The organism is Leyella lascolaii, from assembly GCF_900079775.1.
Lineage (GTDB): Bacteria > Bacteroidota > Bacteroidia > Bacteroidales > Bacteroidaceae > Prevotella > Prevotella lascolaii.
The window spans coordinates 520,309-541,688 of record NZ_LT556038.1 but is presented as its reverse complement, the minus strand read 5'-3'; the positions used below and the strand labels follow the sequence as shown (position 1 = coordinate 541,688).

The window sequence follows — 21,380 nt, the reverse complement described above, 5'->3', positions numbered from 1 at the left end:
GACATTCTGTATGTCTGTGACGTACGCTTTTATGAATCCGAAATATAAGAAAACAATTATACAATGGCACAGGAAGACGTTTTTAAGAAAATAGTATCGCACTGCAAGGAATACGGTTTTGTGTTTCCCAGCAGCGACATCTACGACGGTCTGGCAGCCGTATACGACTACGGACAGAACGGTGTTGAACTGAAAAACAATATCAAGGAATACTGGTGGAAGAGCATGGTGCTCCTGCACGAGAACATCGTGGGCATCGACTCCGCCATATTCATGCACCCGACAATATGGAAGGCGTCGGGACATGTCGACGCTTTCAATGACCCGCTCATAGACAACCGCGACTCGAAGAAACGCTACCGCGCCGACGTGCTCATAGAGGATCAGATAGCAAAATATGAGGAGAAGATAAACAAAGAGGTGGAGAAGGCGCGCAAACGCTTCGGTGAGGCGTTCGACGAGGCTAAGTTCCGCGAGACAAACCCGCGCGTGCTGGAGAACCAGAAGAAGCGCGACGAGCTGCACGAGCGTTACAGCGTGGCTATGAACGCCATGAATCTGGAGGAGCTCAAGCAGATAATACTCGACGAGGGGATAGTCGATCCGATAAGCGGAACGAAGAACTGGACCGACGTAAGACAGTTCAATCTGATGTTCTCTACGGAGATGGGCTCCACCGCAGACTCTACAAGCAAGATATATCTGCGCCCGGAGACGGCACAGGGAATATTCGTAAACTATCTCAATGTGCAGAAGACCGGACGTATGAAGGTGCCGTTCGGCATCGCGCAGATAGGCAAGGCGTTCCGCAACGAGATTGTGGCACGGCAGTTCATATTCCGCATGCGCGAGTTCGAACAGATGGAGATGCAGTTCTTCGTGAAGCCCGGCACGGAGCTGGAGTGGTTCAACACATGGAAGCAGACGCGCATGAAGTGGCATCAGGCACTGGGCTTCGGTGCGGAGAACTACCGTTTCCACGACCACGAGAAGCTCGCCCACTATGCCAACGCCGCAACCGACATAGAGTTCCACATGCCGTTCGGATTCAAGGAGGTGGAGGGCATACACAGCCGCACTGACTTCGACCTGTCGCAGCATGAGAAGTTCTCGGGACGCTCAATAAAATACTTCGACCCGCAGACCAACGAGAGCTACACGCCGTATGTCATTGAGACGTCAATAGGAGTGGACCGTATGTTCCTCTCCGTGATGTGTCACTCCTTCTGCGAGGAGAAACTCGAGAACGGCGAGACGCGCACCGTGCTACGCCTGCCCGCCGCTCTGGCTCCGGTGAAGCTGTGCGTGATGCCGCTCGTGAAGAAGGACGGACTGCCCGAGATGGCGCGCAAGATAATAGACGACCTGAAGTTCCACTTCAACTGTCAGTACGACGAGAAGGACACGGTGGGCAAACGCTACCGCCGTCAGGACGCCATCGGCACGCCTTACTGCGTGACTGTGGACTACGACTCTCTCAAGGACAACACCGTGACACTGCGCTTCCGCGACACCATGGAGCAGGAACGTGTGGGCATAGACCAGCTGCGCGGCATCATAGAAGACAAGGTAAGCATATACAGCCTGCTGAAAAAACTGCAATAATATATGAACAGACACCTTATTATATATCTGTTTGCACTGCTCGCACCGATGGCTCTGCTCACGTCGTGCAGTGAGAGTGACGGTGATCCGGAGGAGTTCGCCAACTGGAAGAAGACCAATGACGATTATTTCAACAACCTGTATGCCACGGCGAAGTCGAGTGCGTCGCTGGGCGACAAGAGCTGGAAGGTGATACGCCAGTGGTCGCTCGAGGAGTCGGCGGCGAAGGATCCCTACGACCACGTCGTGGTGAATGTGCTGGAGAACGGCACGGGCTCGGGCTGCCCTCTGTACACAGACTCTGTGAAGGTGCACTATGAGGGACGGCTGCTCCCGTCGACATCTTATCCCGAGGGATATGTTTTCGACAAGTCGTTCACGGGAGAATACAGTCCGGCAACGTCCACACCGGCAAAGTTCGGAGTGTCGGGAGTGGTGGACGGACTGTCTACCGCACTGCAGCACATGCACATAGGCGACCGCTGGAAGGTGTACATCCCGTATCAGCTTGCCTATGGCACAACCAACAACGGTACCATTCCGGCTTATTCCACGCTGGTGTTCGACGTGACACTCGTGAGCTATTACAGGGCTGGTGTGGACGTGCCCGACTCCAAGGCGCGTAAAGCTGCGGGATGGGTGGAGGAATGACACATCATCAACGGTGCCTCTGCGCATCAGTATACAGTATAAAGGCGGATTCAGTAGAGTCCGCCTTTTTCCGTGTTTTTTTCATCATGTGCCCCCACCATGACGCTTGTCCATGCATTCCATCGCTGCCTGTAAAAGTAGAGACGCAAAATCTTGCGTCTCCCGAGCGGGCGTTCCGCAATACATCCGCACATTTGTATGGCTGTGAAAATATGCTTTTGTTGCTCGTGAGACGCAAGATTTTGCGTCTCTACAGGCTTGCGCCATTGTTATGATATTATGTTACCGATGCTTGGAACGACATATTATACATTATTATATATAATATATGTTGTATCGATTTCACCACCTTCACGGTGTTATACCGATGCCCGATATCCCTCGCTTCCGTTGTTTTCAAATACACCAGCCTTCTTTCGCCATCCATACGACAATCTTTCATATCCCTCGCTCGTACATTTCTTTAATAAAAACATTCCGCGTCCGGCAATAATATAGCAGTCTTTCATTGCCCCGACTTGTACATGTTTTTTCTATAAAACAGGCTGCATTCGGCAATTTGAAAGCAAGCTTTCATTGCCCTCACTGGCACTGTTTTTTCATGAAAAAGCCACTGTGTGCGCACACAGTAGTTGATTTAGGTCAAAAATAAGGCATTTTTCTGGAACAAGTAATGCAAAAGTGTTGCGTGGAATGTCATACGGTTGTAACTTTGCATCGTCAAAAGAAATCTACCGCGAGGTACAAAAAGAAAGACGTCAGATAAGATTAATTTGAGAGAGATAAATCTTCATAGGTAGTAGAAAAGATCTTCATAGGTAATAAAAAAGAGAGAGATAAAGTAAATAAGGTAAAGATTGAGAACGGATAAAAATAAAAAGGATTAGTAAATAAGAACAGGGTATTGGTCAAAGGTATAAGATTGAGGATAACGACAAAAGGTATAAGATTGAGGATAACACTTAAAGAAAAGGTATTGGCAGGTAAAGATTGAAGGATAACAGATTTGGGTATTAGTTGTTAAGGTTGATAAGAAAGGTTGTTCAGGAGGTTCAATAGGTAAAGGTCAGGAAGTGTAGAAAGATGGTAGAAGGATTTTGATGCATGAAGATGACCCTATTTGCAGCGTTAGCTGCAATAGGTATGGCGGTGAGGAAGAACAAGGAATAAGCCGCTGCTCATCATGGGAAAGCATAGGAAAAAAGAAATAGGTTTAATTATAAGGAAACAGAAATCAGGAAAGTTATATGAGGATGAGGTCATGCGCATGACTTCATCTTTTTGTTTTCCGGGGGATTGTCCGTTGCATTCTCTGCATTACCAGACGTGGCTCTGTATGACATCAGCACGCGGTGAGGCTTGGTTCTGATGTCATGTTTTGGGAGAATGTTGTGCCGTATATATATAATATGGTGTCGTTTTATTCGTTTTACACATTTTTTTGAGTTAACTTTGCAGCCGCTTTGGGACGTATTTTTTCATTGAAAAGCAGTGACGAGCTTCTTGCCGGCATACGCGAGGGAAAGCCGGTGAGCACAAGCGAGAAACTCAGTCTTATCATAGGACTGAGTATTCCGTCCATTCTCGCGCAGGTTACATCCGTACTCATGTTCTTCATCGACGCCTCCATGGTGGGTCACATCGGCGCGGAGGCATCGGCGTCGATAGGTCTGGTGGAGACCACCACGTGGCTTCTCGGCAGCATAACCAATGCCGCGTCGCTCGGATTCTCCGTACAGGCGGCACATTTCATAGGCTCCGGTGATTTCGGCAAAGCCCGTCAGGTGTTCCGTCACGGTCTTGTCTGTACCACGATAATAAGTATGGTGGTGCTGCTTTTGGCGGTGGCTGTGCATTCGCGGCTGCCCTACTGGCTTGGCGGAGGCGAGGACATAGCTCGCGACGCATCGCTCTACTTCCTCATATTCTCGCTCGCCGTGCCCTCGTTCCAGCTGTCCAACCTTTGCGGGGCGATGCTGAAGTGTTCGGGCAACATGCGCATCCCGAGTATAGTGAGCGTGCTCATGTGTGTGCTCGACGTCATTTTCAACTACATATTCATATTCGTCATGGGACTGGGTGTGGTAGGAGCGGCTATAGGAACGGCTCTTGCGGTGACGGTGGCAGCCTCCTTGCAGGCATATTTTGCCATTTTCAGGAGCAAGATGCTGGCTTTACGGCAGGACAGCGAGCGTTTCCGCTGGGTTACATCCTATGTCCGCAACGCGCTGAAGATAGGCACACCCATCGCCCTGCAGTCGGTCCTGATGAGCGGCGCGCAGATAGTGAGCACCATGATTGTGGCTCCGCTGGGCAACTTCGCCATTGCCGCCAACACCTTCGCCATCACGGTTGAAAGTCTGTGCTACATGCCCGGATACGGCATCGGTGACGCTGCCACGACACTTGTGGGGCAGACCAAGGGTGCCCAGAGACTCGGTCTGTGCCGCAGTTTCGCACACATGACGGTGGGCTTGGGCATGGCTGTGATGGCTGTGATGGGTGCCGTGATGTATATTTTCGCTCCTGACATGATGAGCATCCTCACTCCTGTAGAGGAGATACGTGCTCTCGGCATACAGAGTCTTCGCATAGAGGCTTTCGCTGAACCGATGTTCGCCGCCTCTATAGTTGTATATTGCGTGTGTGTGGGAGCCGGAGACACGCTCAAACCGGCACTCATCAATCTGTTCAGCATGTGGTGCGTGCGTCTGTCGCTTGCGGCTTTGCTCGCTCCGGAGTACGGACTGAAGGGTGTATGGACGGCTATGGCTCTGGAGCTGACGTTCCGAGGCATCCTTTTCCTTGTGCGTCTTTTCCGGGGCAAATGGCTGCATCACAAGATTTGACGCGATTAGGTCGTCATTCCGCCAAATCGCTTTTTTGCCTTTCATTGAAGCGTATCCGCCGGCAACACATCTTGGTATTATAGTAGAGACGCAAAATCTTGCGTCTCCCAAGCAAGTCCTTCGCAATATATATATGCATGTTTATATGTCGGTGGAAACATGCTTCCGTTGCTCGTGAGAGACAAATATGCGCAATGTGTAGGGATGGTGGTATGTCGTCGTTAATATCCTGTTATTGCACGGGAGACGCAAAATTTTGCGTCTCTACAGGCTGGCGCGGTAATTATGTGAGGACGGTCTGTGCGCATTATTTCTGTTCATCACCTTATTATATATATTATCTCACCTTATTATATATATTATCTCACCTTATTATATATATGATTCCTCGCACGTCGTCCGTCCCTTTCCATGTTTTGTCACGTCATCATCCGTCGCTTATTTTTGCAATACCGTAAGCCGGTGTGTCAGACATCAGCGCGAAATATGGATGAGGTCAGGTTGCTGGTTCTGCCTGAAACCGCTTCCGCAGGTATTTTTCACCGGTGAAAGGGTGATTTTCCCGCTATATGACCCGGTTTTTCGTAAACAAACGTTAAATCTAAGCCAAAATCCGGTCTTTATATAAAAAAAGTCCCGAAAAGCTTGCATCGTATTGCAAAATAGCGTACATTTGCAGTGTACTATTAAAGTAATACACTATAACAGTAATAAAACAACAAAACAAACAATAACACATTAAAAACTATACGACTATGGACGCAATCATCACAGCAGCAACAGTAATGGCAATGTATTTCAATTCACTCGGATCGGAAAGCAGCCGTTATCTCTACAACGCCGACATACAGGACGGCAAGGTTGCCTCAATCAATGTATATGACAATTCGGAAAAATATCTCTCTCAGAAACTTCAGTACCGCTTCCTTTACGACTCAGACAACCGTCTGGTGTCGAAGGAAGCCCTGGAGTGGAACTCCTCGTCACGCAGGTGGCAGCCGTCATACAGACTGAACTATACATATGACGCTGCGGGATACACGCTCGAACTGCAGAGATGGGACTCCAAGGCATCTGCTTACGCCAAGGCTGAGGAGAAGACGGAGTACAGGATGGTGATGGGCAACGTCGCCGCGGTGAACACTTACAGATGGTGTGACAAGGCGAAAGGCTACGAGCTTGCCGACAACATGCTCGTGATGCAGCCACACTCCGACTGGTATATCGCACAGGATGTGACGGTAAAATGACACGGAAAGAAGAAAGGAACGGCAGTGTGACAGTCATACATCAACAAAGGAATAAAGATTTCAGATAAACATTAACAGACAACATAAAAACATATAAGGTCATGATAACAGTAGACAACATAACATTCAGTTATCCGGGAACAAAAAGAAACGTGTTCGAAGACTTCAGTCTTAAATTCGAGGAAAACCGCATTTACGGTCTGCTCGGCAAGAACGGCATGGGAAAGAGCACTATGCTCTATCTGATAAGCGGACTTCTCCAGCCGTCGGGCGGGACGGTGAAGGTGGACGGAATGGAGGCGCGCCTCCGTCAGGCGGAGATGCTTCAGGAGATATTCCTTGTGCCCGAGGAGTTTGAACTGCCGCGCACGACCCTCGATGAGTATGTCCGCATGAACGAGCCTTTCTATCCACGGTTCAGCCGCGAGGTGCTTCAGAACTGTCTGAACGAGTTTGAACTGCCCCTCACACTCAGGCTAAACGCCCTTTCCATGGGTCAGAAGAAGAAGGTGTACATGAGTTTCGCCCTTGCCGCAGGGACACGCCTGCTGCTCATGGACGAGCCTACGAACGGACTCGACATACCGTCGAAGAGCCAGTTCCGTAAGGTCGTGGCAAACAACATGACCGAGGACCGCACCCTGATAATATCCACCCATCAGGTGCACGACGTGGAGTCGCTGCTCGACCACATAGTGATATTCGACGGAAACGGCGTCGCTCTCGACGAGTCTGTGGGCGACGTGTGCGACAAGTATGTCTTTGAGACCCGCCGTCCGGGCGATTCCACCGACGACGTTATATACTCCGAGTTCTCCATTCAGGGCAATGCCGTCATGGCGCGCCGTGGCAGTCGTGAGGAGACACCTGTGAATCTGGAACTCCTTTTCAACGCTGTGACAAAAGGAATGCTCAAATGACGGGAATGAAACATAAGGAAGAAAGGAGAATGGAAAGATGAGACAGTTTGACTGGAAACGTTTCCGCATGATGCTTTTGTGGACATACGGGAACAATAAAGGAAACCTCCTGCGTATGGGAATTGTAATGACGATAGCCTTCTTCTTGTGCGAGGAGTTCATGGCAGGGGTGATGTTCGTCAATAGTGGGTACGGTGATTTTGACTTCGTCGGCGGAATAATGCTCTCGTTCTGTGTGATGATGGGACTCACATGCTTTAATTTCGGGGCGAGCACCATGTTTGCCTGCACCCGTCACAGGCGTCAGGCGACGGCTTTCCTGATGCATCCGGCGTCGAACATGGAGAAATATCTCTCGCGGTGGATTTATGTTACGGTGGGCTGGGGAGTAGTAATAACACTGGCTTTTTTCGCCGCCGACTGTATCAGGATGATGTTCAACACCGTTATGGGGTGGTCGCCCACAAGCAGCATCTTAAGTATGCTGGCTGCCGGTCCTATGTTTCATGACCCGGGTCTCATGTGGTTCATAAGCTCGCTCCCGGCAGAAACCGTCGCAAACATTGTCCTCATGGTGACTGCAATGATGTGGACTCACAGCTTCTACATACTCGGAAGCGCGTTCTTCCGCCGTCATGCGTTCCTCCTCACAACGATTGTGCTGATGTTCATACAGATGGCTTTGGCAATGACAGCGGCGACGGTGGATTACGAGGGTCCGAGTATCGCAATGGTGGTTACCGCCAGATACACTGCCGCAGTGTTTATCCTGGTACTCACAATATTCAACTACTGGGCGTCGTACAGACTCTTCATACGCACCAACGTGATAAACAACAAATGGATAAACATCTGATCCGCCATTCGGACAGGCAAATAAAAACATGTAAAATATGAGCAATTTCAATATATCGAGAACGGCGCGGCTCGCAAGATGGAGCCTTGTGGAAGAACGCGGATTCGCCATCCGCACCACGATAATAATAACTTTGCTGATGACATTCCTCATGACATTCCTGTCGATTGGCGGTGAGGCGACATACATGGCGTATGGCGGAGATGCCCGTATGCAGGTCCTCATGATGGAAAAACTGTCTAAAGGCTTGTCTTTCATCTTCATATCCATCTACTGGCTTGTGATGATGGTGGGCGTAAGTATGGTGTTCCGCAACATGAGAACAAAGCAACAGCGCATAGCATACATGATGCTTCCCGCGTCCAACATGGAGAAATATGTCACCCGTGTGGTGATGGTTGCCCTCGGCGGACTGCTTATGTCGGTGGTGTCCTTCGTGCTGGCAGACCAGCTTCAGATGGTTTTCATAAAGCTTATATTCGGTGATACGCACATAGGCTCGTATGTCATGGCGTCCGCATCCATGCTGTCCGACATTGCCTCTAAAGGCGTCGGAGCGTTAAAGTCAATGGGAATAGATATTGAGACGTCTTTCCCCAACTCGTCGTTATACGCATCTTTTGCAGCCACGGGCATGCAGTCGGGAAACTTTCTGGGTGTATGGTTTGTCCTGCAATATCTGTTCGACATGTCTGCCTTTCTCCTTATGGGCTCGCTGTTCCGCCGCCATTCGTGGTTGTTCGCATGCCTTATATACTCTTTGGTTACAGCGTTGATACATCTCATTGTCCCGGCTGTGAACATCTGGATACCGGTTACGCTGATGCTCGTATGCATTGTGGTGTTCGTGCGGCTTTCCTTCCGTGTGTTCACAAGGATGCAGGTAATAAACAATAAACTCTTGAACATATGACATTCAGCAACGATAAAGCGATATACATACAGATGGCTGACCGTCTGTGCGACGACATCCTCGCAGGTGTCTACACCGATGACGAGCGCATACCAAGCGTGAGGGAGTATGCCGTGAAACTCGAAGTGAACACCAACACCGCCGTGAAGGCTTACGACTATCTGGCGCGCGACGGTATAATATACAACAAACGTGGGTTGGGATATTTCGTCACCGCCGGTGCGCGAGAACGCATCATGGATGCCCGCCGCAAGGATTTCATGGAGAACATCCTGCCCGACATGTTCCGCAACATGCGGCTCCTTGATGTCGGCATTGAGGATGTGGAGACGGAATGGAAACGTTATGGTGAAAGCTTATAATATGTTATTTTTGTCAGATAAATAGTGATGACATGAGCAATATTATTAATTTTGCATAAGATAAGCTGCACTCGGCAATGTAAGAGCAAGCTCTCATTGCTCTCGTTGGCATTATCTTTGCATAAGATAAGCTGCGGTTCGGCAGTGTCAAGCTTGGTAAGACTTTGTCTCACAACCTTGCCGTTGCACTCACCTTGCATTATCTTTGCATAAGATAAGCTGCGGTTCGGCAGTGTCAAGCTTGGTAAGACTTTGTCTCACCACCTTGCCGTTGCACTCACCTTGCATTATCTTTGCATAAGATAAGCTGCACTCGGGAGATAAAGAGCAAGCTCTCTCTCCTCTCGTTGTCATTATCTTTGCAAAATATATTAAGCTATCTCACATAAATAAAGACACATATTAATATATAGTGAATATGAATACGAAAACATTACTGATGTCGTTCTCGATGATTGCCTCGGCAGCGTGTGCCCAGAATCTCACGTCGGGTATCGACAAAACCAACATGAATCTTAACGTCAAACCCGGTGACGACTTCTACGAATATGCCGCCGGAGGTTGGTTGAAAGCGCATCCCCTCGACGCCGAACACCCTTCAAACGGTGCTTTCGTCGACCTTGAGGAACAGAACCAGAAGCGCATCCGCGGATTGATAGAGGAGTACTCTTCCACCAGCCAGCCCAAAGGTACGCTCGGACAGAAGATAGGCGACCTGTACAACATGCTGATGGACAGCGTGCGTCTCAACCGTGAGGGAGCGGCTCCGCTTATGCCTGTGCTCGAGAAGATAAGGGCTATAAAGAACAAGAAAGAGTATCAGCTCGTCACGGCACAGCTCGACCGCCAGGGCGTGGGAGCCATGATGTTCGGCATCGGTGTGGGTGCCGACCAGCGCAACGCCTCGCAGAACATCGTGGGAATATCGCAGGGCGGCATAGGTCTGGGCGACCGCGACTACTATCTCAACGACGACGAGCAGACCGTTAAGGTGCGCGAGGCATACAAGGAATACATCGCCACGCTCTTCCGCCTTGCCGGTGACGACTCGCAGACGGCTCAGAAGAAAACCGATGTGCTCCTCGCCATAGAGACACGCATAGCGAAAGCCAGCTACGACAAGGTGAAGCTGCGCGACATCAACGCCAACTATCACAAGATGAGCTACGCCTCTCTCATCGCCGACTATCCTGGAATAGACTGGGGCAACATTTTCCTCGCACAGGGATTCCCGCCGTTCGATGAGGTGGATCTCGGACAACCGGAGCCTGTGAAGGAGGTGGAGCGCATACTGGAGGACACGTCTCTCGACGACCTGAAGACTTATGCGGAGGCAAAGGCGTTGGGAGGAGCGATAAGCCTGCTGGGCGATGACTTCAGGAACGCTTACTTCAAGTTCAGTCAGGTGCTCACAGGCGTCAAGGAAGACCGTCCCCGCTGGAAGCGTGCGGTGAGCATCGTTAGCGACGTGATGGGCGAGGCGATAGGCAAGCTCTATGTGGAGAAGTACTTCCCCGAGAGCAGCAAGCAGCGCATGTTGTCCCTTGTGCACAACCTGCAGACAGCCCTTGCCGAGCGCATCGACGAGGCGTCGTGGATGGAGCAAGCCACAAAGAATCAGGCAAAGGACAAACTCAACAACTTCATCATCAAGATAGGCTATCCCGACAAGTGGCGTGACTACTCCGGATTGCAGATAGATCCGTCGCTCTCTCTGTATGAGAACATATGCCGTGTGTCTGAGTTCATGACAAAGGACTATATAGAGCGCAAGGTGAACAAGCCGGTCGACAAGAGCGAGTGGCACATGACACCGCAGACGGTCAACGCTTACTACAATCCCACAACCAACGAGATATGTTTCCCTGCGGCAATCCTTCAGCCGCCGTTCTTCGATCCTGACGCCGACGACGCGGTGAACTACGGAGCCATAGGAGGCGTGATAGGCCACGAGATGAGCCACGGTTTCGACGACCAGGGATGCCAGTTCGACAAGGACGGCAACCAGAACAACTGGTGGACCGCCGCCGACAAGGCTAACTACGACCGTCGCACGAAGGTGCTCGAAGACTATTTCGGCAACTACGAGATGGCTCCCGGAAAGAAGATAAACGGCAAGCTGACCCTCGGAGAGAACATCGGCGACAACGGAGGACTGAACATCGCCTTCCGCGCCATGAGCAATCTGATGAAGACAAAGAAGCTGCCCGTCATCGACGGTTTTACGCCTGAGCAGCGTTTCTTCCTTGCCTGGGGACGTGTGTGGGCTTCTAACACGAGCCCGGAGATGGCAGACTATCTGCTGAAGGTAGACCCGCACTCTCCCAACAAAGCACGTGTGAACGCCGCGCTGCCTCACATCGACGCTTGGTATGACGCTTTCAAGGTGAAGAAGGGCGACAGGATGTATGTGCCGAAATCAAAGCGCGCCCACATCTGGTGACATTAACGACAGTACAAACCAAACCGCTTATATTATGATTAAAAGATTTATCGCGGCGGCACTCGTTGCCGCATTCACGGTGACCGGAGCCAACGCACAGCTTCTCTACAAAATTTCCGGTAAGGACCTGAAGGCTCCTTCTTATATCATAGGCACTCACCATCTTGCCAATGTGGGCTTCGTCGACAAGATACCGGGCGTGAAGGATGCCCTCACAAACACTGAGCAGGTGTACGGTGAGGTGAAGTGGGACGTCATGACCAATACCGACAGTCTGAAGGTGATGCAGGAGGCGATGATGCTTCCCGACGGAAAGACGCTGAAGACGGTGCTCTCTGCAGAACAGTACAAGAAGCTCGACGCCTTCATCAAGCAGATGATGAGTGTCGGACTGGACAACCCGCAGGTCAACGCACAGATGGGACGGCTCTCCCCGGCGGCTCTCAACACGCAGCTCACGGTGCTTCTCTATCTGCAGAAACACATGGGCGAGTATGACCCCTCAAGCTCTTTCGACCAGTATTTCCAGGCTCAGGCAAAGAACAACAACGAGCCTGTGGGCGGTCTGGAGACCATGGCGTTCCAGACACAGCTGCTCTACAAGAGCGTGCCTCTGAAGCGTCAGGTGGAGCTTCTCATGTGTTTCCTCGACAATCTGGAGTTCAACGAGGAGATGATGGAGAAGATCACGGAAGCCTTCTATGCCCAGAATCTTGACGGGATGAAGGCGGCGATGGACATGAAACTCGGCAACACGTGTGACGCGACACCCGAGGAGATGGCACTGCTCATCGACAACCGCAACGCCGACTGGGCTGCGAAGATGCCGGCAATAATGGCTGCCAAACCCACGTTCTTCGCTTTGGGGGCTGGTCATCTGGCTGGTCCGAAGGGTGTGCTTCAGCTTCTGAAGGACGCCGGATACACAGTTGAGGCTGTGAAGTGACGTTGCCTGTCGCACTGATATTTTTTTCATACCTGCCGTGAAGCCTGTCTTTGCGGCAGGTTTTTTATATCCCTGACCCTTCATCCGCCTTTATCCGTATTTGCCGCTGATGTCATCCATGTTGTTTTTATGTTTTTATTGAGATAGTAGCGGGCTGCACCGGCAAATGGCGGAAGCCATTGTGATGACTGTATTGTGTAGGATGAATGAAGAGCATACAGTCAAATTATTGCGCAGTAAATTGCTGTCGGCTAAAGTAGAGACGCAAAATCTTGCGTCTCCTGAGCAATGTATGTTTTTAATGTCAGTGTTTTAGGATGGATGAGGCTTGCTATGGGTTGCTCGTGAGACGCAAGATTTTGCGTCTCTACTGGCTGGCGCGATGTTATGACAGGGGAAGAATTGTGGATTGATATTTGTGCTGTAGGAAAAGTAGAGACGCAAAATCTTGCGTCTCCCGAGGAGAAAATGCGCTTTTTATCGGTGTGTTATTAAATGCGTGTTTGTGCTATGGGTTGCTTGTGAGACGCAATATTTTGCGTCTCTACTGGATGGCGCGGTGTTGTAATGAGGGGTGGTCGGGATGTGGTTATATGTCATACGGTATATAACAATAAATTCATGGTCTTTTTGCATGAATTCATCAGTAAAATAAAATCGCCTTATATTGAGCATTTTGGACCAAATGCGGGAATTCGGAACGGTATGTTTGGAGGGTATTACCTTTTCTTTTGAACGTATCTCCGAAGCCTCGAAAATAGCGTCATAAAGGCATTGTCGGTATGCCTTTTTTTGTATACATTTGCACAAATTATATTTTTTGAAATCATTTCAAAATTATTTTACAACGGCTGTAAAACCGATGCAGACCAATTATTTTATAAACAAAAATAGATATAATGAACAAAAAGAATTATCAACGACCTGAGATTACAGTGTTGGAAGCGGTAGGTATGCCTGCCATTCTCGCCGGTTCGGGACCGGAGAATCCCATAAACGGTAGTGAGGATGTTCCCGGAGGTGATGCCGTGGGAGGCTTTGGAGCCGGACTGGGAAGCCAGGACGGCAGCACTGATGTCTTCGATGAGGAGAACGGAGGAGGAGATACCGGCTTCGAGTTAGGCTGGTGAGCCGGCACGACTTGGGCTCAAGCCGTAAGCTTTTCAGTTTTTTTTTATAAAACAGGCTGCGCTCGGCAATCTGATAGCAAGCTCTCATTGCGCTCGCTGGCACTGTTTTTAAATAAAACAGGCTGCGCTCGGCAATCTGAGAACAAGTTCTCATTGCGCTCGCTGGCACTGTTTTTATCAAAAATGAATTATTAAACAAGAAACTACAATGAGGAAACACCTATTATTTGTTGTGCTCGCAGGTGTGATGACAACTGCATGCACAGACGATCTCGAACCGGAAGTAACACCTGTCGGTCCGGGCACTTTCAATGACGATATTCCCACCACGGGAATAGCCGTAGACTTCTCCGCAAGCAGCAGCCAGCCTGAGGTTGTGGACGAGGCTTCGGCAAAGATATTCAGCGCATGGACCAAGACAGCGAACACCGGAGGCTCCAACGGAGCCATGCGTGTGCATTATGGCATAAACGACGACATGCAGCGCGCCCTCTCTCTGTACTGGGACGCAGGCGACAAGATGAGCATCATACAGGTGGCACGCGACAAGAACACCGGCAAAGTGCTCACAAACAGCGACGGAACGCTGGCAAAATACAACTACGTGATAGGCGACAACCCCGGCAACGTGCAACTGCAGGGCATCACGGTGGCGTCTGGCGACAATCCTGCGATGAGGTGGTATGCCAACGCAGACGAATACCGCTTCTACGCCACCTATCCCGCAATAGGCGGGGAAAGCGGCATCAAGGCTCTCAACCCGGTGATGCCGGGCGGCACATTCGACAAGCAGAAAAAGGCGCGCGTCACTGTCACCGTGCCAAAGAAGCAGGTGTGCAAGCTCACCGGAAACAACAATGACGGATGGTGGACATCGACACCCGACATGAAAAACTGCTACATGGTGGGCGAGAGCGATGTATACACAACCACCGAAGGAACGCATACCATCAATTTCAAGCCCATCATGACGACGCTCAACATCGGTGTGAGAGGCACGGGCGACGCCAACTCTGTCACAGTGAGCGGCGTGCGCATCTATCTGAAGGACGCCAGCGGCAAGCGCATCGCGTTCCCGGACGAGATAACGCTCAACTATCAGACTCTGAACTATAAGCAGAACGGAGTGCAGAAGAGCATGGTGAACTGCAACTACATCGACCATGCCTACGACCACAGCACCGTAGCCGGAAATGAGGACATCGACATGGGCTCGCTTGACGAAAACTCCAATATCGACCCGTCGAAGGACAACACCACTCCGTATATAGAGGTGCGTTTCTCCAAAACACAGGAACTGGAATCGGGACAGGGCGCCATTCTCACCGCCTTCATCCCTCCATACATCTTCGCGCGCGGACATTACGGTCTGGACATCGTGCCGATTTACGACCGGCTCATCGACGAGTCGGTCACAGACAATGTGATTTCCTACGGTGCGGGCTCACCCAACCCTGACACGAGAATCATCATCCCGAGCACAAAGATTGCGCTGGAAAGCAAGAGGGTGAAGTTAATCAGTCCGTTAGACTGGATGGGCAGACTGGACGACGACGTGCTGCTGAAAGACCTCAACATACCTGGCGCGCACAGCTCAGGTCAGGTTGACTTCAAAGTATATGGCAATATAGAAGGTACTAACTGGGCTGAGGCACAGCGACATGCCAAGCAGGTGGCATGCATCTATGATATGCTGAATGCCGGCGTGAGGGCTTTGGACATACGTCCGAGCGTGTATGGCACATTGCCTGGAAACGTAGACCACTATGGAAGTTCTGAAAAAACTTTCTATCTTATCAATGATGGAGACCGCAATCGTATGGGTATACTTCAGCAAGTGGTGGCTTGGCTCGACCAGCATCCTACTGAGACTGTCATCATTATGACGGGAAGACAGGTGGCTTATGGAAATGCTGAGAATTCGGAGAAAGCATTGAACGAGCTGAGAGACTATCTTATGGACCCGAAGCGGAACATTGGATCGGACAAGACCACCAAAGTGGGAATAGACGACGAGAGAAGCCGACTGGCATGGTTCCGCGACGGTCTGGACATGAAACATGCCAGAGGAAAGGTCGTGCTCATAGTTCGCCGCAACGGAGACGACACCAAAGGCTACTGGTTCTCTGATGACCCGTCGTATACTTATAGGGTAAATGGCAGAAGCATTGAGGGTATCGGATATATGAACTCTTACATGCCGAACTATAACTATACTCATGACCAGGCGGCGGCAGTGGGCATGAAGAACTATGACGAGTCGGGAGGACTGACCTCCGGAGCCGTGTATAACAGCTATGCGTTCCTGAAGGACAATCCTGACGCGAAGGTGGCGTTCGACAAGATCACCGTGAAGCCGAACGAGAAGTCCACCGGCGACTTCGCCACATTCTATTTCCTCGACCGTGAGATCATAGGTAAGCGCGGTACATATGAGGACAATCAGACCTATAAGGAGGGACCCACATGGGGAACAAACGTATACTTCAAGGTGCCTGACGCATTCAAGGAAGATTTCGCTCCGGCAAATGCTGTGTCTAATTATTACGGTGGCGCGCTCTACGAACTGAAGTCTTTCCTCACTAACGACTTCCTGAAGATGGCTGGCGACCCGCAATATAAGGACAGCTGGTTCGTAACTGCCGTTCCGTCGTTCGCTTATGTAGACCATTTCCAGAAGAAGAATCAGGGCTACACTGCAAACTGGAACGCATGGGGAAGCGTGATATTCGAACTCACCCACGAGCCTGTGAGGGACTTCATCCAGGCTCACCAGAACCAGCGTTTCGGCATCGTGTACTTCGACTTTGTGCCTGGAAAGGATGACGAGGGTAATCCGAGATTCTTGTTTGACGTAAGTACTACGTATTCACGGTACATCGGATTCAACAGCGCACGGCAGGAGATATCCACCGAGATAAACAACGCCATCATCGAGAGTAACTTCAAACGCAAACTGCGTACCTCATCCGGAAACTGATAACCGGAGCTGCCGGACTGCCGGGATATGTGTCATCCCGGCACCGGCGGTACGCTTCATGCGTGACAACATAGCAACCGCCGCACGGCATGGTTTCATTGCGAAGCCGCCGTGCGGCGGTTGTCTGTATGTGGAATCCGTCATCGCGTTGCGCGGGGAGGGTGTGGGGATGGGGTGACGGGTGCAGATTAATATCCGCTGTTTGCTAAAGTAGAGACGCAAAATCTTGCGTCTCCCGATTTGAAAGTGTAATTAAATAAGTGGTTATGGAATGTATATGGGTTGCGACGGGTTGCTCGTGAGACGCAAGATTTTGCGTCTCTACTGGCTGGCGCGTTGCGGTTTAAGGGTGAGGAATGTTGGTTGGAATTTGTGTCGGAGGAAAAGTAGAGACGCAAAATCTTGCGTCTCTACAGGCTGGCGCGTTGCGGTTTAAGGGTGAGGAATGTTGGTTGGAATTTGTGTCGGAGGAAAAGTAGAGACGCAAGATTTTGCGTCTCACAAGGAGGAAATGCGCTTTTAATCGGTGTGTTGTTGATTGTGTGTGTTTGCGATGGGTTGCTTGTGAGACGCAAGATTTTGCGTCTCTACTGGCTAGCGCCGGTGTGAGTGAAAGGGAATACTGTAGTATGCGGTAAGGCGTTCGGATGTTTCTGTTTTTTGAGTGTATAATTATCAATATGTGGAATATTCTTTATCTTTGTATAAGATAAGCTTCGGCTCGGCAGTGTCAAAGTTGTGAAAACACAGTTTTCCCACTTTGCCGTTGCACTCGCCTTGCATTATCTTTGTACTCATCTGACTGTGCGGTGCACATATGTCCTTACTGACATGCCTCTGTTTTGCCGCAGTCAGTCAGGACATGTGGGAGGATTATGATATCAATCGGTTTTGAAAAGCTATTTATAACATATATACATTATGGAAGAAAAGAAAATATACATAAAGAATATGGTGTGCAGACGGTGCATAATGACCGTCTCTGACATCTTCGTGAACAACGGCGTGACGCCTGTGAGTGTTAATCTGGGTACGGTGGTGGTGCCAGGTGCTTTGGCGGAGGAGACGAAAAGGAAGATAAGGCATGAGCTTGAGGAGTACGGGTTTGAGGTGATTGACGACAAGCGCATGCGTGTCATCGAGCAGATACGTGTCGGAGTGATAGAGTATGTGCGCCATCCCGAATATCAGGAAAAGGCAAAGCTGTCGGCTTACTTGCAGGATGTGTGCCACAAGGAATACAGTGCGCTGAGCAAGCTGTTCACCGAGATGAGGGGCATAAGCATCGAGAAGTATTATCTCGCACAGCGGATAGAGCTGGTGAAGGAACTGCTGGCGTATGATGAGATGACGGTAAGCGAGATAGCCGACAAGCTCCGCTATTCGAGCGTGGCGCACCTCAGCGCGCAGTTCAAGGCGCAGACCGGACTGTCACCCACGCAGTTTAAGGAGATGAAGGAACACCGGCTCAGACCGCTCGACGAAATATAAACCATATCCATAATATTGTAACGGCATAAGGGGGGATGGTGTGTAACTTTGCATAAGATAAGCTTCGGCTCGGCAGTGTCAAGTGCGGTAAAACTGCGTTTTCCCTCCTTGCCGTTGCACTCGCCTTGCATTATCTTTGTATAAGATAAGCTGCACTCGGGAATTTGAGAGCAAGCTCTCATTCCGCTCGTTTGCATTACCTTTGCATAAAGTAAGCTTCGGCTCGGCAGTTAGAGGGCAAGTAGAATCGCAGTCGGCAAAAGTAGAGACGCAAAATCTTGCGTCTCACAAGGAGGTCAGAGCAATGTGTGCGAACAATAATGTGTCATCGGTAGTATGCTGCCATTGCACGGGAGACGCAAGATTTTGCGTCTCTACTGTGAGGAATGGAGTGTGTATGGGTTGCGATGGGTTGCTCGTGAGACGCAAAATCTTGCGTCTCTACAGGCTGGAGCCGTTATATGTGAATGTATTATGGGAGATAATGATATGAGAAAAGACATATTCCCCGTATCGGGGATGAGCTGCGCTTCGTGCGCGGCACGTGTAAACAAGGTTCTTAACAAGCAGGACGGGGTGTATGAGGCTAATGTCAACTATGCGTCAGCCACTGCACGGGTGGTCTACGACCCCTCGAGGTGTACGCCGTCCGCACTGCGTGCTGCCGTCCGCGACGCCGGGTATGACCTGATGACAGACGCGGAGGCGGGCACGGAACGTGTGGAGGTGGAGCGCGGAAAGGAATATGCGCTGCTTCGACGGCAGACAGTCGCCGCCATAGTGCTGGCTGTTCCCGTCGTCGTCATGAGCGCGTTTTTCATGGATTACGCATATGTGGGATATGCGGTGTGGCTGTTGTCTACAATGGTGGTGTTCGGTTTCGGACGCCGTTTCTACATCAATGCGTGGCGGCAGCTCAGACATCTGTCCGCCAATATGGACACGCTGGTGGCAGGCAGTACGGGCGTGGCATATCTCTTCAGCGTGTTCAATCTGCTTGCCCCCGACTTCTGGCTTTCAAGAGGTATACAGCCGCACGTCTATTTCGAGTCGGCGAGCGTCATCATAGCGTTCATCCTGCTGGGCAGGCTGCTGGAGTCGCGTGCCAGAGAGAAGACCTCCACGGCGATAAGGAAGCTCATGGGACTCCAGCCCAAGACGGTGACGAGGGTGACGGATGAGGGAGAGAGCGTCATACCGGTGGAGAGTGTAAGGGAAGGCGACGTGATAGTCGTAAGACCGGGTGAGCGCATCGCCGCTGACGGAACGGTGTGCCGGGGAGAGTCTTACGTCGACGAGAGCATGCTCACGGGTGAGCCTCTGCCTGCTTTCAAGAAGCAAGGAGACGGCGTGTTCGCCGGAACGATAAACCAGAGGGGAGTGTTGCGCTTCACAGCCGTGAAGACCGGACAGGACACAATGCTGTCTGGCATCATCCGCATGGTGCAGGACGCCCAGGGAAGCAAGCCGCCCGTGCAGCAGACGGTGGACAGGATAGCGGGCGTGTTTGTGCCTGTGATATTGCTGCTGTCGGTCGTCGTGTTCGCCATATGGTGGGCGTTCGCCCCTACGGCAGGGTTCGAGCACGGCATACTGTCGATGGTGACGGTGCTCATCATAGCCTGTCCGTGCGCGCTGGGACTTGCCACTCCCACCGCACTTATAGTGGGAATAGGCAAGGGAGCGGTGAACGGCATACTGATAAAAGACGCCTCCGCGCTGGAGACGGCACGCAGGACGGACGCCATTGTCCTCGACAAGACGGGTACGGTGACCGAGGGCAGACCCGTGGTGACGGACATGCATTGGGCGGACGGAGCCGGGACAGGCAGGGCGATATTCCTCAGTCTGGAGAAAAACTCGGAGCATCCTCTTGCCGAGGCGGTCGTCGCCGCGCTGAAGGACTCGCATACCGTGCCTGTGACAGATTTCGCCAATATCCCCGGAAGAGGGGTGAAGGGCACCGTAGACGGAGTGACATATTACGCCGGAAACGAGGAGCTGCTCCGCGAGAACGGCATACAGGCAGACCGTGACATGGCTGGGAAAGCCGCTGAATGGACGGAGGATGCCAAGACCGTGGTGTGGTTTGGCGGAGCGGGACGTGTGTTGGCTGTCGCAGGCATAGCCGACAGGATAAAGGAGACATCGGCACAGGCTGTGGCAATGCTGCACAGTATGAACATCGGGGTGTATATGCTCACAGGCGACAATGAGGCGTCTGCCGGATACGTGGCGCGCAAGACAGGCATCAGGCATTACAAAGCAAAGGTGATGCCGGATGACAAGGCGGCGTTCGTGAGACAGTTGCAGGCTGACGGACATGTGGTGGCGATGGCTGGCGACGGCATAAACGACAGTGCGGCTCTGGCGCAGGCAGACCTTAGCATAGCGATGGGGAAGGGCAGCGACATAGCCATGGAGACGTCGATGATGACCATCCTGTCGTCAGACCTTTCCAAGACGGCGGAGGCGATACGCCTGTCGCAGCTCACAATGCGCACGATACGGCAGAACCTTTTCTGGGCGTTTGTCTACAACATCATAGCTGTGCCGATAGCCGCCGGTGTGCTCTATCCGCTTAACGGTTTTCTGCTGAACCCTATGATAGGCGGCGCGGCAATGGCGCTCAGCAGTGTGAGTGTGGTGACAAACAGTCTGCGGCTGAAGCGTAAGAGCATTCTTCCTGTGGCGCGGCGTGGTGACGGTGCGGCAGGAGAGGTCGCCGGAGGCGGTGAGGATGCCGTGACGAGGCGTGAGTACAGGATAGAGGGCATGATGTGCGACCACTGCCGCGCACATGTCGAGGATGCCCTGAACAGCATAGATGGTGTGAGCGCGACGGTGACGCTGAACCCTCCGCTGGCGAGGATAGAGTCGTCGCGTGAGCTGAGTGTGGAATATCTGCAACAGATAGTCTCGGACAAGGCTGGAGACTATACTGTGGTCGGGAAGGAATGACGCATGCGGAGGCATGTGGCTGC

At 51.3% G+C, this 21,380-nt stretch carries 14 protein-coding genes; all 14 read left to right on the top strand.

Annotated features, from left to right (window positions below; translation table 11 throughout):
• Positions 1 to 63 precede the first annotated feature (63 nt).
• The 14 genes from BN4609_RS08060 (at position 64) to BN4609_RS07990 (ending at position 21,357) form a co-directional block, all read left to right on the top strand.
• The gene (locus tag BN4609_RS08060; protein WP_068856063.1) at positions 64 to 1,605 is read left to right on the top strand and encodes a glycine--tRNA ligase; all 1,542 of its coding nucleotides are present in this window, start codon (positions 64 to 66) and stop codon (positions 1,603 to 1,605) included.
• Positions 1,606 to 1,608: 3 nt separating this feature from the next.
• Complete coding sequence (gene bamJ, locus BN4609_RS08055; RefSeq protein ID WP_068856061.1) at positions 1,609 to 2,256, top strand: BamJ family beta-barrel-assembly machinery protein; 648 nt, start codon at positions 1,609 to 1,611, stop codon at positions 2,254 to 2,256.
• Positions 2,257 to 3,728: 1,472 nt separating this feature from the next.
• Positions 3,729 to 5,105 (top strand): MATE family efflux transporter, encoded by a 1,377-nt coding sequence (locus BN4609_RS08050; protein WP_068856371.1) that lies wholly within the window; start codon positions 3,729 to 3,731, stop codon positions 5,103 to 5,105.
• Positions 5,106 to 5,860: 755 nt separating this feature from the next.
• The gene (locus tag BN4609_RS08045) at positions 5,861 to 6,355 is read left to right on the top strand and encodes a DUF3836 domain-containing protein (RefSeq protein WP_068856059.1); all 495 of its coding nucleotides are present in this window, start codon (positions 5,861 to 5,863) and stop codon (positions 6,353 to 6,355) included.
• A gap of 101 nt (positions 6,356 to 6,456) precedes the next feature.
• A complete protein-coding gene (locus tag BN4609_RS08040) occupies positions 6,457 to 7,275 on the top strand; it encodes an ABC transporter ATP-binding protein (RefSeq protein ID WP_068856057.1) in 819 nt (272 codons plus the stop codon).
• A 37-nt stretch (positions 7,276 to 7,312) separates the two neighbouring features.
• On the top strand, positions 7,313 to 8,131 hold the full coding sequence (locus tag BN4609_RS08035) for a hypothetical protein (RefSeq protein ID WP_068856055.1): 819 nt from the start codon (positions 7,313 to 7,315) through the stop codon (positions 8,129 to 8,131).
• Positions 8,132 to 8,168: 37 nt separating this feature from the next.
• Positions 8,169 to 9,044 carry a hypothetical protein gene (locus BN4609_RS08030; protein WP_068856053.1) on the top strand — a complete coding sequence of 292 codons (876 nt, stop codon included), beginning with the start codon at positions 8,169 to 8,171 and terminating at the stop codon, positions 9,042 to 9,044.
• Positions 9,041 to 9,406, top strand: coding sequence for a GntR family transcriptional regulator (locus tag BN4609_RS08025; RefSeq protein WP_021992167.1), 366 nt, complete (start codon positions 9,041 to 9,043; stop codon positions 9,404 to 9,406). Before BN4609_RS08030 ends, BN4609_RS08025 begins: the two co-directional genes overlap by 4 nt.
• A 418-nt stretch (positions 9,407 to 9,824) precedes the next feature.
• Positions 9,825 to 11,849 carry a M13 family metallopeptidase gene (locus tag BN4609_RS08015; protein WP_068856049.1) on the top strand — a complete coding sequence of 675 codons (2,025 nt, stop codon included), beginning with the start codon at positions 9,825 to 9,827 and terminating at the stop codon, positions 11,847 to 11,849.
• Between the two features lie 34 nt (positions 11,850 to 11,883).
• Positions 11,884 to 12,795: a TraB/GumN family protein gene (locus BN4609_RS08010; RefSeq protein WP_241033227.1), complete on the top strand. Its 912-nt coding sequence runs from the start codon at positions 11,884 to 11,886 to the stop codon at positions 12,793 to 12,795.
• Between the two features lie 899 nt (positions 12,796 to 13,694).
• Positions 13,695 to 13,925: a hypothetical protein gene (locus tag BN4609_RS16510; RefSeq protein WP_068856047.1), complete on the top strand. Its 231-nt coding sequence runs from the start codon at positions 13,695 to 13,697 to the stop codon at positions 13,923 to 13,925.
• Between the two features lie 208 nt (positions 13,926 to 14,133).
• A complete protein-coding gene (locus BN4609_RS08000) occupies positions 14,134 to 16,905 on the top strand; it encodes a phosphatidylinositol-specific phospholipase C domain-containing protein (protein WP_164071611.1) in 2,772 nt (923 codons plus the stop codon).
• Positions 16,906 to 17,826: 921 nt separating this feature from the next.
• Complete coding sequence (locus BN4609_RS07995; RefSeq protein WP_021992831.1) at positions 17,827 to 18,396, top strand: helix-turn-helix domain-containing protein; 570 nt, start codon at positions 17,827 to 17,829, stop codon at positions 18,394 to 18,396.
• 474 nt (positions 18,397 to 18,870) lie between these two features.
• Positions 18,871 to 21,357, top strand: a complete 2,487-nt coding sequence (locus BN4609_RS07990; protein ID WP_068856043.1) for a heavy metal translocating P-type ATPase — start codon at positions 18,871 to 18,873, stop codon at positions 21,355 to 21,357.
• The last annotated feature ends 23 nt before the right edge of the window (positions 21,358 to 21,380 follow it).

What these genes read in the sequence shown, in the direction of transcription:
- BN4609_RS08060 (WP_068856063.1), top strand. Translation starts at nt 64, where the DNA reads ATGGCACAGGAAGACGTTTTTAAGAAAATAGTATCGCACTGCAAGGAA.
- bamJ (WP_068856061.1), top strand. Translation starts at nt 1,609, where the DNA reads ATGAACAGACACCTTATTATATATCTGTTTGCACTGCTCGCACCGATG.
- BN4609_RS08045 (WP_068856059.1), top strand. Translation starts at nt 5,861, where the DNA reads ATGGACGCAATCATCACAGCAGCAACAGTAATGGCAATGTATTTCAAT.
- BN4609_RS08040 (WP_068856057.1), top strand. Translation starts at nt 6,457, where the DNA reads ATGATAACAGTAGACAACATAACATTCAGTTATCCGGGAACAAAAAGA.
- BN4609_RS08035 (WP_068856055.1), top strand. Translation starts at nt 7,313, where the DNA reads ATGAGACAGTTTGACTGGAAACGTTTCCGCATGATGCTTTTGTGGACA.
- BN4609_RS08030 (WP_068856053.1), top strand. Translation starts at nt 8,169, where the DNA reads ATGAGCAATTTCAATATATCGAGAACGGCGCGGCTCGCAAGATGGAGC.
- BN4609_RS08025 (WP_021992167.1), top strand. Translation starts at nt 9,041, where the DNA reads ATGACATTCAGCAACGATAAAGCGATATACATACAGATGGCTGACCGT.
- BN4609_RS08015 (WP_068856049.1), top strand. Translation starts at nt 9,825, where the DNA reads ATGAATACGAAAACATTACTGATGTCGTTCTCGATGATTGCCTCGGCA.
- BN4609_RS08010 (WP_241033227.1), top strand. Translation starts at nt 11,884, where the DNA reads ATGATTAAAAGATTTATCGCGGCGGCACTCGTTGCCGCATTCACGGTG.
- BN4609_RS16510 (WP_068856047.1), top strand. Translation starts at nt 13,695, where the DNA reads ATGAACAAAAAGAATTATCAACGACCTGAGATTACAGTGTTGGAAGCG.
- BN4609_RS08000 (WP_164071611.1), top strand. Translation starts at nt 14,134, where the DNA reads ATGAGGAAACACCTATTATTTGTTGTGCTCGCAGGTGTGATGACAACT.
- BN4609_RS07995 (WP_021992831.1), top strand. Translation starts at nt 17,827, where the DNA reads ATGGAAGAAAAGAAAATATACATAAAGAATATGGTGTGCAGACGGTGC.
- BN4609_RS07990 (WP_068856043.1), top strand. Translation starts at nt 18,871, where the DNA reads ATGGGAGATAATGATATGAGAAAAGACATATTCCCCGTATCGGGGATG.